The organism is Streptomyces sp. NBC_00122 (assembly GCF_045160845.1).
GTDB lineage: Bacteria > Actinomycetota > Actinomycetes > Streptomycetales > Streptomycetaceae > Streptomyces.
In genome coordinates this window covers 3,404,717-3,420,081 of record NZ_CP108191.1, presented here as the reverse complement: position 1 = coordinate 3,420,081, position 15,365 = coordinate 3,404,717, and the positions used below count along the sequence as shown (strand labels likewise).

The following is a 15,365-nucleotide window of genomic DNA, read 5'->3' as shown; positions in this document are numbered from 1 at the left end:
CCACGGCGCTCACCGGGCACCCCGCAGCATCGGGCGCAGCCGCTCCCAGCCCCGCTCCCGCACGAAGCCCTGCGCGGCCCAGCGCAGCGCCGGCACGGTGACCACCAGACCTGCGGCGTCCCGCTCCAGCACGTGCACCTCGGCCACCCGGCGCCGCCCTTCCCGGTCCCGCACCAGGTGCACCACCAGCGTCAGCGCGGCCGCCAACTGGCTGTGCAGGGCGGCCCGGTCGAACCCGGCTGCCGTCCCCAGGGCCTCCAGCCGGGCCGGGACATGGGCGGCGGCATTGGCATGGACCGTGCCACAGCCCCCTTCGTGACCAGTGTTCAGAGCAGCGAGCAGGTCTGCGACCTCCGCTCCCCGGACCTCACCGACGACCAGGCGGTCGGGCCGCATCCGCAGCGCCTGGCGGACGAGGTCCGCCAGCGTGACCAGGCCCGCGCCCTCCTGGTTGGCGGGCCTGGTTTCGAGCCGCACCACATGCGGATGGTCGGGGCGCAGCTCGGCCGAATCCTCGGCCAGCACGATCCGCTCACCGGGGCCGACCAGCCCCAACAGGGCGCTGAGCAAAGTGGTCTTACCGGTTCCGGTGCCGCCGGAGACGAGGAAGGACAGCCTGGCCTCGATCATCTCCCGCAGCAGCCGGTGCCCGCCGGGCGGCAGCGTCCCCGCCGCGACCAGTTCCTCCAGCGTGAACGCCCGCGGCCGCACCACCCGCAAGGAGAGGCAGGCCGACCCGACCGCCACCGGCGGCAGCACCGCGTGCAGCCGGGTACCGTCGGGCATCCGGGCGTCCACCCAGGGCCGGGCGTCGTCCAGCCGGCGCCCCGCGACGGCGGCCAGCCGCTGGGCGAGCCGGCGCACGGCCCCCTGGTCAGTGAAGGTCACCCCCGTCAGCTCCAGCCCTCCGCCCCGGTCCACCCACACCCGGTCCGGGGCCGCCACCAGTACATCGGTGACCTCCGGGTCGGCGAGCAGGGGTTCCAAGGGGCCCGCACCGACCAGCTCGGACCGTAACTCGGCGGCGACGCCGAGCACTTCCGCGTCGCCCAGCAGCCGGCCCTGGGACCGCAGGGCCGCCGCGACCCGCGCCGGGGTCGGTTCCGCCCCGCTCTCGGCGAGCTGACGGCGCACCGCGTCCAGAAGCAACGTGCTCATGCCGGCACCCCCTGGGCGGAGCCGAGCGCCCGCTGCCAGAAGCCGTCGCAGAAGCGGGACAGCGCGCCCCGCCCCTGCGCCCCCGGCGCCTCCCCCTCGGCCACGCGCCCGGGAAGTCCCACTTCGACCGGCACCTCACCGGCCAGTGGCACCCCCAGCAGTGCGGCCACCGCCTCCGGGTCGAGACCGCCCGGGCAGCGGCCCCGTACGACGACGCGTACGTCCCGGGCCACCATCCGCACCCCGGCCGCGACCCGGCCCGCGGCCGCCACCGCCCGCAGCTCGCCCGGCACCACCATCAGCACCAGGTCGAGCTGGGCCAGTGCCTCCGCCACGGCTTCGTCGACCCTCCGCGGGAGGTCGACCACGACGACCCCGCCCCGGCGGCGCGCGGCCGACACCACCGACCGCATCGCGGCGGGCGGTACCACCACCCGGTCCCCGCGGTCCCAGCTGAGCACCCGCAGGTCGTGCAGTTCGGGCAGGGACTCCTCCAGGGCTCCGGCGCCCACCCGTCCACGCGAGCCCGCGAAGTCGGGCCAGCGCAGCCCTTCCGCGCCCTCGCCTCCGAGCAGGACGTCCATGCCCCCTCCGAGCGGGTCTCCGTCGATGAGGATCGTCCGCTCCCCGGTGCGCGCGGCGCGGACGGCGAGCGCGCAGGCGAGGGTGGAGGCCCCGGCCCCGCCGCTGCCGCCGATCACCCCGATGGCGAGCGCGGGCCGCCCGGCTCCTTCCACCACATCGGCGATGCGGTCGACGAGACGGCTCTCGGCGTCCGGGAGCCTCAGCACCTCCTCGGCGCCGATCTCCACCGCCCGCTGCCACACGACGGGGTCGTCCAGGTCCCGGCCGACGAGGAACACGCCATCCCTGCGCGGCGCCCCGCGCACCCGCCTGGCCGCGTCGTCCCCGACCAGCACCAGGGGCGCGGACTCCCATCCGACGCTCCCGCCAGGCCCGCCCGCCCCGCCCGGCTCCGGCACCTCGTGGTGCACGTGCGGCTCGGCACCCGCGGCGGCGCACAGCCGCAGCAGATCGTCGAGCAGCAGGGGATCCTCGGTGATGATCAGCGGACGCCCGCCGACGACCGCACCCACGACAGCGCTCCCGGCCCCGCCCACCACGGACTCCGGCGTTTCGCACGACTTCGATCGAGCCACGATCTCCGCCCCCTTCTCCCTGCAAATCCAGCACCGCGGACTTCGCGGCTGGAATCACCGTGCAGCGTTCGGGAAAAAGAAGTGGATCTTGCTCGAAAACTGTGGACACCGAGCCGATTGTGAATAACCCGGTCACCCTCACCGGTGAGTTCCGGAGCGCGGCGGAACCACTACGCAGCGTTACGAGTCAGGGAGGGTGAGGCGCCTTCGCCGTGGAGGCCTCGTACGACAGGAGGGCCGTAGGAATGGTCACTTGGGGCCGAAGGCAGGGACGCAAACCGCGTCCGGACATGCGACGACCCCCGCCGGGGGGGAGAGCGGGGGTCGTCCCCACGGTCCGACTCGGGGGGGGAGGAGCCAGACCGGGTTAGCACGGTCGCGAACGATCCGTGACTTCCATGGTGTACCCGAGAGCCCTCTCAGGCAAACCCACGCGCCACACCTTACGCCGAATGGTGGGCGCATATGCTCGGGGCGTGGAAAATCAGCCCTTGCCGCACTCCTCGCCTCGCACCGCAGCCTTCTTCGACCTGGACAAGACGGTCATTGCGAAGTCGAGCACCCTGACGTTCAGCAAGTCCTTCTACCGGGGCGGCCTGATCAACCGGCGCGCCGTGCTGCGCACCGCGTACACGCAGTTCATCTTCCTGGCCGGCGGCGCCGACCACGACCAGATGGAACGGATGCGCGAGTACCTCTCCGCCCTCTGCAAGGGGTGGAACGTGCAGCAGGTGCGGGAGATCGTCGCGGAAGCCCTGCACGACCTCATCGACCCGATCATCTACGACGAGGCCGCGTCCCTCATCGAGGCCCATCACACCGCCGGCCGCGACGTGGTGATCGTGTCGACCTCCGGCGCGGAAGTGGTCGAGCCGATCGGCGAGATGCTCGGCGCCGACCGGGTCGTCGCCACGCGCATGGTCGTGGGCGAGGACGGCTGCTTCACCGGCGAGATCGAGTACTACGCCTACGGACCCACGAAGGCGGAAGCCGTCCGCGAGCTCGCGGAGTCCGAGGGGTACGACCTCGCCCGCTGCTACGCCTACAGCGACTCGGCCACCGACATCCCGATGCTGGAGGCCGTCGGGCACCCGCACGCCGTCAATCCCGACCGGGCCCTGCGCAAGGAGGCCTTGGCGCGGGAGTGGCCGGTGCTCGTGTTCAACCGCCCGGTGCGGCTGAAGCAGCGGCTGCCCGGACTGTCGATGCCCGCGCGGCCGGCGCTGGTCGCCGCCGCGGCCGTGGGCGCGGCCGCCGTCACCGCCGGGCTGGTCTGGTACGCGAGCCGGCGCCGCAACCGCGCACTGGCCGCCGCCGCGTCCGCCTGACGCCCGCCACGTCCGACTGAGGCACGCCGGGGCGAATGTCCTGACCTGGGGCGATACGGACTGTCCGATTCGCCCGAGGTCATCCCGGTAGGTAAAAAGTGGAGCCAGGGGTTTCGCATGGCTCCCAAGCGGAGTACAAATAAAGCAACGGCCCGCGAGACCAAAGAACATCCGAGAGGATCATCTTTAAAACGCAGTAAGGCCCACGGACCGAAGCATGAACGCCGAGCACCCACGCGACGTCGACCCGTCGATTACGGGCCAGCCGCACCAGGTGACGGGCAAAGTTCCCGACCTGATGGGCAACCTTCGAGGACGCTTGGTAACTGGGCGTAAGTGCCAGCGGCGACACCAAAGCAAGACGGTGTCGCCGCAACCCATGTCCGGCCCTGTTCGCCGGATCCGGCGTTCGCCGGATCCCGCCGGGACCGGCCGGAAGATCTCAGGCCGCGCCGCGCTGCAGCGCCTCGCACACCGCCGTCGACTCGCGCACCCCGAGCTCGATCGCGCGGCCGCAGTGGGCGATCCAGGCGGCCATCCCCTCCGGGGTACCGGAGACGTACCCCTCGAAAGCGGCCAGATAGGCCTCCCGGCCCTGCTCCGCGTGGCCGACCTCCGCCGGGCAGATCGCCTTCGGGTCCAGCCCGCTGTTGATCAGGACGATGCGCTCGGCCGCCCGCGCGACCAGGCCGTTGTACGTGGCGAAGGGGCGCAGGGCCAGCAGCTCGCCGTGCACGACCGCCGCCGTGATCAGCGCCGGGGCGGAGCCACCCGCGATGATCAGGCGGGAGAGTCCGTCCAGCCGGCCCGCGACCTCCTCCGCGCTCGGCAGCGGGAGCTCGACCAGCGGTTCGTCCACCGGCTCGCCCGCCAGCCGGGGGCGGCCCACCACGTCCCCGTCCTCCGTCGACCCCGACGCCACGAGGTGGAGCCGCGCCAGCACGCGGAGCGGCGACTGGCGCCAGATGCTCAGCAGCTGGCCGGCCTCGGCGGTGAGCCGCAGCGCGGCGCCCACCGTCAGCGCCTCCGACTCCGACCCGAAGTCGGTCCGGCGGCGCACCTCCTCCAGCGCCCAGTCCGCACCGGACAGCGCCGCGCTCCCGCGGGCGCCGCGCAGCGCGGCCTCCGAGGTGATCTCGCCGCTGCGGCGGCGCATCACCCGGTGCCCGTAGACCCGGTCCACGGCCTTGCGTACGGAATCCACGGAATCGGCGACACCCGGCAGCCCGGACAGGGCGGCCAACGGGTCAAAAGCGCTACTCATAAGTAGGGAGCCTACGCACTGCGCACCCGTAGCACCGACCCCTCCTTGGAGTGGTCTTCTTCACTCACCCTGACCACGCAGTGCGGTCAACCCGCTACGCTTGGTGAACATGAAGATCGCTTTCGTGGGAAAGGGCGGCAGCGGCAAGACGACGCTGTCCTCCCTCTTCATCCGCCACCTCGCCGCCAATGAGGTCCCTGTCGTCGCGGTGGACGCCGACATCAACCAGCACCTGGGCGCCGCGCTCGGACTCGACGACGGCGCGACCGCCGCGATGCCCGCCCTCGGCGCGCATCTGCCCCTGATCAAGGAGTACCTGCGGGGCTCCAACCCGCGCATCGCGTCCGCCGACACGATGATCAAGACGACTCCGCCCGGCCGGGGTTCGCGCCTGCTGCGGGTCACCGAGGACAACCCGGTGTACGAGGCCTGCGCGCGCACGCTCCTGCTCGACGGGGAGCCCGTACGGCTCATGGCCACCGGGCCGTTCACCGAGGCCGATCTGGGCGTGGCCTGCTACCACTCCAAGGTCGGGGCGGTCGAGCTGTGCCTCAACCACCTCGTCGACGGACCCGACGAGTACGTCGTCGTCGACATGACCGCCGGATCGGACTCCTTCGCCTCGGGCATGTTCACCCGCTTCGACATGACGTTCCTGGTCGCCGAGCCGACCCGCAAGGGCGTCTCCGTCTACCGCCAGTACAAGGACTACGCGCGGGACTTCGGGGTCTCGCTCAAGGTCATCGGCAACAAGGTGCAGGGCTCGGAGGACATCGAGTTCCTCCAGGACGAGGTGGGCGAGGACCTGCTGGTCACCGTCGGGCACTCCGACTGGGTACGGGCGATGGAGAAGGGCCGGCCGGCCGCCTTCGAGCTGCTGGAGGCGACCAACCGGCTGGCCCTCCAGGCCCTCCAGGACGCGGCCGACGACTCGTACGCGCACCGCGACTGGGAGCGGTACACCGAGCAGATGGTGCGCTTCCACCTGAAGAACGCGGAAAGCTGGGGCAACGCCAAGACCGGGGTCGACCTGGCGGGCCAGGTCGACCCCGAGTTCGTCCTGCGCGAGGGCCTCGGGTGCGCCGAACGGGTCGAGGAGACAGCGGATCCGGACGCTCTCGTCAGTCCTCGTCCGCACCGGCACCAGCCGGCTCCGCAGCCGGCTTGACCCCGGCGGGGGCCGTCGGAGGTGCGGCCGGCGGCCCCGCGGTCAGGAACTTCGCCCAGCCGCCCTTCGGCGTCTCGCCGACGTCGAGGGTGCGCATCCACTCCAGGGTCTTGGGGTCCTGGGCGTCCAGCCAGTCCGCCAGCTCGCGGAACGGAACGCAGCGGACCTCCTTCTGGGTGCACATGTCCTTGATGGACTCCTCGACGGCGCGCATGTAGGTGCCGCCGTTCCAGGATTCGAAGTGGTTGCCGATGATCAGCGGTGCGCGGTTGCCCTCGTAGGCCCGGTCGAAGGCCTGGCGCAGGCCGTCGCGCATCTGGTCGCCCCAGTACGCATGCTGCGAGGGGTCGCCCTGGGAGGTCGACCCGGACTGGTTCGTCATGAAGTTGTAGTCCATGCTCAGGGTCTCGAAAGCGCGGCCCGGCACGGGCACCAGCTGCAGCGGGATGTCCCAGAGCCCGTCCGTCTTCTTGGGCCAGATCTGCTTGCTGATGCCGCTGGAGTCGTAGCGGAAGCCCATGTCCTTCGCTGCCAGCATGAAGTTCTTCTGGCCTTCGAGGCAGGGGGTACGGGCCCCGACGAGCTCCTTGTCGTAGTCGAACGGGAGCGCCTGCATGTCCTTCAGGCCCGCGTTGGTCTTCCAGTTCTTGACGAACGACTTGGCCTGGTTGATCTCGCTCTTCCACTCGTCCACGGACCACGTGCCGACGCCGCCGTCGGGACCGCAGAAGTGTCCGTTGAAGTGGGTGCCGATCTCGTTGCCCTCCAGCCACGCCCCGCGGACCTGGGTGGCGGTGTCCTTGATGCCTTGGAGGTCGCCGAAGCCGATGTCGGAGCGGCCGGACTCGTGCTGCGGGGCCGTGTAGAGGGAACGTTTCTCCTCCGGGAGCATGTACACGCCGCTGAGGAAGTACGTCATCCGGGCGCTGTACTTCTTGCCGACCTCGCGGAAGTGCGAGAAGAGCTTCTGGCTGTCCTCGCCGGCCCCGTCCCACGAGAACACGACGAACTGCGGCGGCTTTTCGCCGGGCTTCAGCTTCTGCGCCTTCCGCACGTTCGGCTGCGTGCCGGTGTAGGCGGTCGAACCGTCGCCGATAAGCCGGTTGACGCTGCCGGGCGCCTCGGGGGCGGCGGCGCCCTTGCGGGCGTTCTGGCCTCCGGACGCCGGGGTCTTGGCGTGTTCCGAGGAGCCGCACCCGGCGACTCCCAGGACCAGCGCCGTGGCGGCCAGGCCGCCGGCGATCTTCTTCGTGGCGGCGATCATCCGCCCACCTCTCCCTCGCAGTTCATCGCAGGACTTCCGGGCCGCAACGTCCCACGCGATCCGATATGAGGAAGATGTGACAAGCCGTACAAAATGCTTAATCATCCTGGAGGGTTAATTTATAGGCCATTTGCCCCTATTCACTACCACCACTCTTTACTCTCCATTACCATCCATTTACCGAGTGTTGAGACTCCCGCCGCTTCATCCCTCCCCCAGAGGAGACGGGACCTTATGACAGCCACTTCCCCCACACCGACGAACAAAAAGCTCCGCCGGCAGAGCCGCAAGGACCTTCCCGCGGACCTCTCCGCCTCCATCGCCGTCTTCCTGATCGCCCTGCCGTTCTCCCTCGGCATCGCCCTGGCCACCGGCGCCCCGCTCCAGGCCGGGCTGGTCGCCGCGGCCGTCGGCGGGATCGTCGCCGGACGGCTCGGCGGAGCACCCCTCCAGGTGAGCGGACCCGCCGCCGGACTCACGGTCGTCAGCGCCGAATTGATCCAGCACTACGGGTGGCGTACCACCTGCGCCGTCACCGTGCTCGCCGGCGCCTGCCAGCTCGGCCTCGCCCTGCTGCGCACCGCCCGGTCGGCGCTCATGGTCAGCCCGGCCATCGTGCACGGCATGCTCGCCGGCATCGGCGTGACCATCGCGCTGGCCCAGCTGCACATCGTGCTCGGCGGCACCCCGCAGAGCTCCGCCGTCGCCAACGTCCTCGGCCTCCCGAACCAGTTGGCCGATCTGCACCCGGTCGCGCTCGGGGTGAGCGTGCTGACGCTCCTCGTCCTGTTCAGCTGGCCGAGGCTGCCCGGGCGGACCGGCCACGCCCTGCGCAAGGTGCCGGCGGCGCTCGCCGCCGTGGCGACGGCCACCGCGTTCGCCGCCCTGACCGGCCTCAGCCTGCCCCGGGTGGACCTGCCGTCCTGGCGCAGCCACGCCCTGCCCGAGCTCCCCGAGGGCCCGGTCCTCGGCATCATCGCCGCCGTCCTGACCGTCACCCTGGTCGGCAGCGTCGAGTCCCTGCTCTCCGCCGTCGCGACCGACAAGCTGATCGCCTCCGAGCGCGGTACGGGAAACCGCCCGCCGCGCGCCGACCTCAACCGGGAACTGCGGGGACAGGGCGCGGCGAACATCGTCTCCGGCGCGCTGGGCGGGCTGCCCGTAGCGGGCGGGGCCATGCGCAGCGTGGCCAACGTCAAGTCCGGTGCCGCCAGCCGGCGGTCGGTCATGCTGCACGGCTTCTGGGTGGTGCTCGCGGCGGGACTGCTCGTCCCCGCCCTCGACCTGATCCCACTGGCCGCCCTGGCCGCGCTGGTGATGGCGGTGGGCGTGCGGATGGTGAGCGCCACACACCTGCGTACCGTCACCCGGCACCGCGAGATCGTGGTCTACGGCACGACCATCGTGGGAGTGGTCCTCGGCGGGGTCCTCGAGGGCGTGGCCATCGGCATCGCCGTGGCGGTCGCGCTCGCCCTGCACCGGCTGGCGAGGACCCGGATCACGGTGGAACAGCTGGAGACCGGGGTCCACCGGGTGTGGGCGCGCGGCCAGTTGACCTTCCTCGCCGTGCCGCGGCTGACCCGGGTACTGAACCAGATCCCGCACGACGGGCGCGCCGTGATCGAGCTGGACGGCTCGTTCATGGACCACGCGGCCTACGAGACGCTGCAGGACTGGCAGGACTCCCATCGCGCCCACGGCGGATCGGTGGAGGTCACCGGCCGCCGCGCCGACGGGGCGCATTTCTCCGACCCGGCCCGGCGCGCACCGCAACGCGGGGGCCACCAGTGCTGCCGCCCCTGGACGCCGTGGCAGAACCACTGCGACCACCGCGCCACGGACACCCGTACGGACACGGCGGAGGCCGCGGTCACGGACGGCCCTGTCGCGGCGGGAGCTCCCACGTCAGCGGCATCGGCGGCCGCGGCCGCCCCGGCGCCCGCTCCCCGCCGGCGCGGCGCCGGTCAGCTGGCCAACGGGATCAGCGCCTTCCAGCGCGACACCGCGCCCCACGTGCGGGACGAGCTGGCCCGGCTGGCCCGCGAGGGGCAGCGGCCCTCCCAGCTCTTCCTCACCTGCGCGGACTCCCGCCTGGTGACCAGCATGATCACGGCCAGCGGACCGGGCGACCTGTTCACGGTCCGCAACGTCGGCAACCTGGTCCCGCTGCCGGGCGCCGAGTCCACCGACGACTCGGTCGCGGCCGCCATCGAGTACGCGGTGGACGTGCTCAAGGTGGACAGCATCACGGTGTGCGGCCACTCGGGCTGCGGGGCCATGCAGGCGCTCCTCAGCTCCTCCCCCGGCGCCCCGATCACCCCGCTGCGCCGCTGGCTGCGGCACGGACTGCCCAGCCTTGAGCGGATGGCCAGCCGTCACCACGCCTGGGCCCGGATCTCGGGCCGGCTCCCGGCCGACGCCGTGGAGCAGCTGTGCCTGACCAACGTGGTGCAGCAGCTGGAGCACCTGCGGGCCCACGAAGCGGTGGCGAGGCGGCTCGCCGAGGGCACGCTGGAGCTGCACGGGATGTACTTCCATGTGGGCGAGGCGCAGGCCTACCTGCTGTCCGAAGGCGAGGACTTCTTCGACTGCCGGGTCTTCGACACCGTCGGACAGCACGCCTGAACCTCAGTGTTGATGAACCGATAGCCTCACCTATCCGTGCAATCCTGTGGCCCCTTCCCGCGCCCTGCAGCGGGAAGGGGCCGTCGCATGGGTCCGGACGTGCTATAGGTCTAAACCAATTTCCGGCTACCCCTTGTCACGTGGGCCGCTGACTGATGAGCTATGCCCGGGGACACAACGGACACCCTGGGAAAGGGAGATGTCGTGAGCAATGAAAGCCTGGCCAATCTGCTCAAGGAGGAGCGGCGGTTCGCACCGCCTGCCGATCTGGCCGCCGCCGCCAATGTGACACAGGCTGCGTACACACAGGCCGACGCGGACCGGCTGGGCTTCTGGGCCGAGCAGGCCCGGCGGCTGACCTGGGCCACGGAGCCGACCGAGACGCTCGACTGGACGAACCCGCCCTTCGCGAAGTGGTTCGCGGACGGCAAGCTGAACGTCGCGTACAACTGCGTGGACCGGCACGTCGAGGCCGGCAACGGCGACCGCGTCGCCATCCACTTCGAGGGCGAGCCCGGCGACAGCCGCGCGATCACCTACGCCGAGCTCAAGGACGAGGTCTCCAAGGCCGCGAACGCCCTGACCGAGCTGGGCGTGCAGGCCGGCGACCGCGTCGCCGTCTACCTGCCGATGATCCCCGAGGCGGTCGTCGCGATGCTCGCGTGCGCCCGCATCGGCGCCGCTCACTCCGTGGTCTTCGGCGGCTTCTCCGCCGACGCCGTCGCCTCCCGCATCCAGGACGCCGACGCCAAGCTGGTCATCACCGCCGACGGCGGCTACCGCCGCGGCAAGCCCAGCGCCCTGAAGCCCGCCATCGACGAGGCCGTCGGCAAGTGTCCGCAGGTCGAGCACGTGCTCGTCGTACGGCGCACCGGCCAGGACACCGCCTTCACCGAGGGCCGCGACGTCTGGTGGCACGACGTGGTCGGCCGCCAGTCCGCCGAGCACACGCCGCAGGCCTTCGACGCCGAGCACCCGCTGTTCATCCTCTACACCTCGGGGACCACGGGTAAGCCGAAGGGCATCCTGCACACCTCGGGCGGCTACCTCACGCAGGCCGCGTACACCCACCACGCGGTCTTCGACCTGAAGCCGGAGACCGACGTCTACTGGTGCACCGCCGACATCGGCTGGGTGACCGGGCACTCGTACATCGTCTACGGGCCGCTCGCGAACGGCGCCACCCAGGTGATGTACGAGGGCACGCCGGACACCCCGCACCAGGGCCGGTTCTGGGAGGTCGTGCAGAAGTACGGCGTCACCATCCTCTACACGGCGCCCACGGCCATCCGTACCTTCATGAAGTGGGGCGACGACATCCCCGCGAAGTTCGACCTGTCGAGCCTGCGCGTGCTGGGCTCGGTCGGCGAGCCGATCAACCCCGAGGCCTGGATCTGGTACCGCAAGCACATCGGCGGCGACCGCTGCCCGATCGTGGACACCTGGTGGCAGACCGAGACCGGCGCGATGATGATCTCCCCGCTGCCGGGCATCACGGAGACCAAGCCGGGCTCGGCGCAGCGCGCACTGCCCGGAATCTCCGCCACCGTCGTGGACGACGAGGCCAACGAGGTCCCGAACGGCGGAGGCGGCTACCTCGTTCTCACCGAGCCGTGGCCGTCGATGCTGCGCACCATCTGGGGCGACGACCAGCGGTTCATCGACACCTACTGGTCGCGCTTCGAAGGCAAGTACTTCGCGGGCGACGGCGCCAAGAAGGACGAGGACGGCGACATCTGGCTGCTGGGCCGGGTGGACGACGTGATGCTGGTGTCCGGGCACAACATCTCGACCACCGAGGTCGAGTCGGCGCTCGTCTCCCACCCCTCGGTCGCCGAGGCGGCCGTGGTCGGCGCGAACGACGAGACCACCGGCCAGGCCATCGTGGCCTTCGTGATCCTGCGCGGCAGCGCCTCCGAGACCGAGAACCTGGTCGCGGACCTGCGCAACCACGTGGGCGCCACCCTCGGCCCGATCGCCAAGCCGAAGCGGATCCTGCCGGTCCAAGAGCTGCCGAAGACCCGCTCGGGCAAGATCATGCGCCGCCTGCTGCGCGACGTGGCGGAGAACCGCGCGGTCGGTGACGTCACCACGCTCGCCGACTCCTCGGTCATGGACCTGATCCAGTCCAAGCTGCCGGGCGCTTCCAGCGAGGACTGACACGGGCCGACGGGCCGATCGGGCTCGGGAGGGCGTCCGGTGCGCAACGCGCCGGACGCCCTTTTCGCGCATAAAGTGATGATCGCCGGATACGCCCTTGGCTACACCCTGTAAAATATTGAAAGCGTCAAGAAAGTCCACAGGGTGAGCCGGGAAGTCTGGTCGGCAACTGCATTCGTCATGCCGTCGACCAACCGGAGGTCCCCTTCCGTGGCCACGCCCAACCCGACCGAACCCCAGCGCCGCAAGTTCCTCGGCCGGCTCTCGCTGCCCGAGCGCCGCTTCGTGGCCGATGCCCTGCGCGCCGAGACGGTCGGCGGTGTGCTGCTGCTCGTGGCCACGATCTGCGCCCTGGTCTGGGCGAACACCCCTGCCCTGGCGGCCAGCTACCAGACCGTCAGCGACTTCCACATCGGCCCCGCCGCCATCGGCCTGGACCTGTCCATACAGCACTGGGCGGCCGACGGCCTGCTCGCCATCTTCTTCTTCGTCGCCGGCATCGAGCTCAAGCGCGAGCTGGTCGCGGGCGATCTGCGCGACCGCAAGGCCGCCGCCCTCCCGGTCATCGCCGCCATCTGCGGCATGGCCGCCCCGGCGGTGGTCTACGCCCTCGTCAACGTGCTCGGCGACGGCTCACTGGCCGGCTGGGCGGTCCCGACCGCCACCGACATCGCCTTCGCGCTCGCCGTCCTCGCGGTCATCGGCACCTCGCTGCCCTCCGCCCTGCGCGCGTTCCTGCTGACCCTCGCCGTCGTCGACGACCTCTTCGCGATCGTCATCATCGCGGTGTTCTTCACCAGCGAGATCGACTTCCTGGCCCTCGGCGGCGCCGTCGTGGGCCTCGCGCTGTTCTGGTTCCTGCTGCGCCGAGGTGTCCGCGGCTGGTACGTCTACGTCCCGCTCGCCCTGGTCATCTGGGACCTGATGTACAACAGCGGGGTCCACGCCACCATCGCCGGTGTCGCCATGGGCCTGATGCTGCGCTGCCACCGCGAGGAGGGCGAGGAGCAGTCCCCCGGCGAGCACATCGAGCACCTCGTACGGCCCATCTCGGCCGGGCTCGCCGTACCGCTCTTCGCGCTCTTCTCGGCCGGGGTCTCGCTCTCCGACGAGGCCATCGCCCAGGTCTTCACCCGGCCGGAGACCCTCGGCGTCGTCCTCGGCCTGGTCGTCGGCAAGGCCGTCGGCATCTTCGGCGGCACCTGGCTGGCCGCGCGCTTCACCAAGGCGGAGCTGAACGAGGACCTCGCCTGGCCGGACGTGCTCGCCGTCGCCTCGCTCGCCGGCATCGGATTCACGGTCTCGCTGCTGATCGGCGAACTCGCCTTCACCGACGACCGGACCCTCATGTACGAGATCAAGGCCGCCGTCCTGATCGGTTCCCTGATCGCCGCGATCGTCGCCTGTGTCCTGCTCAAGCTGCGCGACCGCAAGTACAGGGCGCTCACCGAGGCCGAGGATCGCGACGACGACCTCGACGGCATCCCGGACATCTACGAGGAGCACAATCCCGCGTACCACCTGCGGATGGCGAAGATCTACGACGAGAAGGCCGCGGAACACCGCCGCAAGGCCGAAGCGGCGGCCGGGTCCAGCATCGAGGGCGACGGTCCGGCATGATCTGACTGGGACCGGCGGCGCAGGACAGCCGCCGGCAGCTGACGACAGAGGGAGAGAGCGATGAGCGCAGTGGACCAAGGGGCGCAAGGAGCCGAGCGCACGCTCGGCCAGCTGGTCGCCTCGGCCACCGCCGAGATGTCCGCCCTGGTGCACGACGAGATCGCCCTCGCCAAGGTGGAGATCAAGCAGGACGTCAAGCGCGCGGGCATCGGCAGCGGTGCCGCGATCGTCGCGGGCGTGCTCCTGCTCTTCTCCCTCCCCGTACTGAGTTTCGCCGCGGCCTACGGGATCCATAACCTCGGGCTCGGGCTCGCCTGGTCCTTCCTCATCGTCGGCGTCGCGTTCTGGCTGCTCGCGGGCCTAGTCGGGCTGATCGCCTACGCGAAGTTCAAGAAGGTCAAGCCGCCGGTGAAGACCATCGAAGCGGTCAAGCAAACCGCCGCGCTCGTCGGGACCGTCAAGCCCCACGAGCGGCCGTTGAGTGACAAGGCCGTGGGTGTGGCACGCTCGTCCTCATGACAGCGCCTTCGCCGGACCCCAGCCCTCCCCCCACTGCTGCCACGGCGGTACGGCTCGACCTCCCCGGCGGGAAAGCGGTGACGCACCGGGACGTCGCCGCCAACGGCGCCCGCTTCCACGTCGCCGAGCTCGGTGACGGACCGCTCGTGCTGCTCCTGCACGGCTTCCCGCAGTTCTGGTGGACCTGGCGGCACCAGATGGTGGCGCTCGCCGAGGCGGGCTACCGCGCGGTCGCGATGGACCTGCGCGGCGTGGGCGGCAGTGACCGCACCCCGCGCGGCTACGACCCCGCCAACCTGGCGCTCGACATCACCGGGGTCGTACGGTCCCTCGGCGAGCCGGACGCCGCGCTCGTGGGGCACGACCTGGGCGGCTACCTCGCCTGGACGGCGGCCGTGATGCGGCCCAAGCTCGTGCGCCGGCTCGTCGTCTCGTCCATGCCGCATCCTCGGCGCTGGCGCTCGGCGATGCTGTCGGACTTCGGTCAGACCCGGGCGAGTTCGCACATCTGGGGCTTCCAGCGGCCGTTCGTGCCCGAGCGGCAGCTCGTCGCCGACGACGGGGCCCTCGTCGGGCAGCTGATCAGGGACTGGTCCGGGCCGCGGCTCCAGGAGGACCTGACCGACGAGGACATCGCGGTCTACCGGCGGGCGATGTGCATCCCGTCCACCGCGCACTGCTCGATCGAGCCCTACCGCTGGATGATGCGGTCCATGGCCCGGCCCGACGGGCTCCAGTTCAACCGACGGATGAAGCGGCCGGTACGGGTGCCGACGCTGCACCTGCACGGATCGCTCGACCCCGTGATGCGGACGCGGAGCGCGGCCGGCTCCGGCCAGTACGTCGAAGCCCCGTACCGGTGGCGGCTGTTCGACGGTCTCGGGCACTTCCCGCACGAGGAGGACCCGGTGGCCTTCTCCACCGAGCTGGTGAACTGGCTCAAGGACCCCGAGCCGGACCGCTGAGCGATATGACAAGCATTCAATTGCCCGGCGCATAGGCCAATTGGCCGCCCCGGACGGGGTTACCGACCTTGGGGCACGGGCACAGCTCGGAGTATGGGCTGGACGCACGACTACAGTGACACCGCACACGAACG

Annotated in this window: 11 protein-coding genes; 7 read left to right on the top strand and 4 right to left on the bottom strand. The window is 70.9% G+C overall.

What is annotated here, in order from left to right; genetic code table 11:
- Positions 1 to 9: 9 nt before the first annotated feature.
- Both OG737_RS16235 and ssd read right to left on the bottom strand, forming a co-directional pair.
- A complete protein-coding gene (locus OG737_RS16235) occupies positions 10 to 1,158 on the bottom strand; it encodes a TadA family conjugal transfer-associated ATPase (protein ID WP_405921686.1) in 1,149 nt (382 codons plus the stop codon).
- Entirely contained in the window at positions 1,155 to 2,282 is a 1,128-nt protein-coding gene (gene ssd / locus OG737_RS16230; protein WP_328930362.1) for a septum site-determining protein Ssd, read from the bottom strand. Before ssd ends, OG737_RS16235 begins: the two co-directional genes overlap by 4 nt.
- 488 nt (positions 2,283 to 2,770) lie before the next feature.
- Between ssd and OG737_RS16225 the strand changes: the two genes are divergently transcribed.
- The gene (locus OG737_RS16225; protein WP_405921685.1) at positions 2,771 to 3,646 is read left to right on the top strand and encodes an HAD family hydrolase; all 876 of its coding nucleotides are present in this window, start codon (positions 2,771 to 2,773) and stop codon (positions 3,644 to 3,646) included.
- 442 nt (positions 3,647 to 4,088) lie between these two features.
- Here OG737_RS16225 and OG737_RS16220 read toward each other — a convergent pair whose 3' ends face one another.
- Positions 4,089 to 4,910: an oxidoreductase gene (locus tag OG737_RS16220; protein ID WP_405921684.1), complete on the bottom strand. Its 822-nt coding sequence runs from the start codon at positions 4,908 to 4,910 to the stop codon at positions 4,089 to 4,091.
- A 109-nt stretch (positions 4,911 to 5,019) separates the two neighbouring features.
- Between OG737_RS16220 and OG737_RS16215 the strand changes: the two genes are divergently transcribed.
- Positions 5,020 to 6,078 carry an ATP-binding protein gene (locus OG737_RS16215; RefSeq protein WP_405921683.1) on the top strand — a complete coding sequence of 353 codons (1,059 nt, stop codon included), beginning with the start codon at positions 5,020 to 5,022 and terminating at the stop codon, positions 6,076 to 6,078.
- Here the strand turns inward: OG737_RS16215 and OG737_RS16210 are convergent.
- Complete coding sequence (locus tag OG737_RS16210) at positions 6,032 to 7,342, bottom strand: hypothetical protein (protein WP_405921682.1); 1,311 nt, start codon at positions 7,340 to 7,342, stop codon at positions 6,032 to 6,034. The genes OG737_RS16215 and OG737_RS16210 overlap by 47 nt on opposite strands.
- Before the next feature lie 234 nt (positions 7,343 to 7,576).
- Here OG737_RS16210 and OG737_RS16205 point away from each other — a divergent pair, with 234 nt between their 5' ends.
- From OG737_RS16205 to OG737_RS16185, 5 genes are all read left to right on the top strand, one after another.
- A complete protein-coding gene (locus OG737_RS16205) occupies positions 7,577 to 9,967 on the top strand; it encodes a SulP family inorganic anion transporter (protein WP_405679208.1) in 2,391 nt (796 codons plus the stop codon).
- Between the two features lie 162 nt (positions 9,968 to 10,129).
- The gene (gene acs, locus OG737_RS16200) at positions 10,130 to 12,127 is read left to right on the top strand and encodes an acetate--CoA ligase (protein ID WP_405679211.1); all 1,998 of its coding nucleotides are present in this window, start codon (positions 10,130 to 10,132) and stop codon (positions 12,125 to 12,127) included.
- Between the two features lie 210 nt (positions 12,128 to 12,337).
- Entirely contained in the window at positions 12,338 to 13,747 is a 1,410-nt protein-coding gene (gene nhaA, locus OG737_RS16195) for a Na+/H+ antiporter NhaA (RefSeq protein ID WP_328926859.1), read from the top strand.
- A 60-nt stretch (positions 13,748 to 13,807) separates the two neighbouring features.
- The gene (locus tag OG737_RS16190) at positions 13,808 to 14,266 is read left to right on the top strand and encodes a phage holin family protein (RefSeq protein ID WP_328926858.1); all 459 of its coding nucleotides are present in this window, start codon (positions 13,808 to 13,810) and stop codon (positions 14,264 to 14,266) included.
- The gene (locus tag OG737_RS16185; RefSeq protein WP_405921681.1) at positions 14,263 to 15,231 is read left to right on the top strand and encodes an alpha/beta fold hydrolase; all 969 of its coding nucleotides are present in this window, start codon (positions 14,263 to 14,265) and stop codon (positions 15,229 to 15,231) included. Before OG737_RS16190 ends, OG737_RS16185 begins: the two co-directional genes overlap by 4 nt.
- The last annotated feature ends 134 nt before the right edge of the window (positions 15,232 to 15,365 follow it).

Coding starts and splice junctions, on each gene's coding strand:
- acs (WP_405679211.1), top strand. CDS start 10,130: ATGCCCGGGGACACAACGGACACCCTGGGAAAGGGAGATGTCGTGAGC.
- OG737_RS16225 (WP_405921685.1), top strand. CDS start 2,771: ATGGTGGGCGCATATGCTCGGGGCGTGGAAAATCAGCCCTTGCCGCAC.
- OG737_RS16190 (WP_328926858.1), top strand. CDS start 13,808: ATGAGCGCAGTGGACCAAGGGGCGCAAGGAGCCGAGCGCACGCTCGGC.
- OG737_RS16215 (WP_405921683.1), top strand. CDS start 5,020: ATGAAGATCGCTTTCGTGGGAAAGGGCGGCAGCGGCAAGACGACGCTG.
- OG737_RS16205 (WP_405679208.1), top strand. CDS start 7,577: ATGACAGCCACTTCCCCCACACCGACGAACAAAAAGCTCCGCCGGCAG.
- OG737_RS16210 (WP_405921682.1), bottom strand. CDS start 7,342: ATGATCGCCGCCACGAAGAAGATCGCCGGCGGCCTGGCCGCCACGGCG.
- OG737_RS16235 (WP_405921686.1), bottom strand. CDS start 1,158: ATGAGCACGTTGCTTCTGGACGCGGTGCGCCGTCAGCTCGCCGAGAGC.
- OG737_RS16220 (WP_405921684.1), bottom strand. CDS start 4,910: ATGAGTAGCGCTTTTGACCCGTTGGCCGCCCTGTCCGGGCTGCCGGGT.
- OG737_RS16185 (WP_405921681.1), top strand. CDS start 14,263: ATGACAGCGCCTTCGCCGGACCCCAGCCCTCCCCCCACTGCTGCCACG.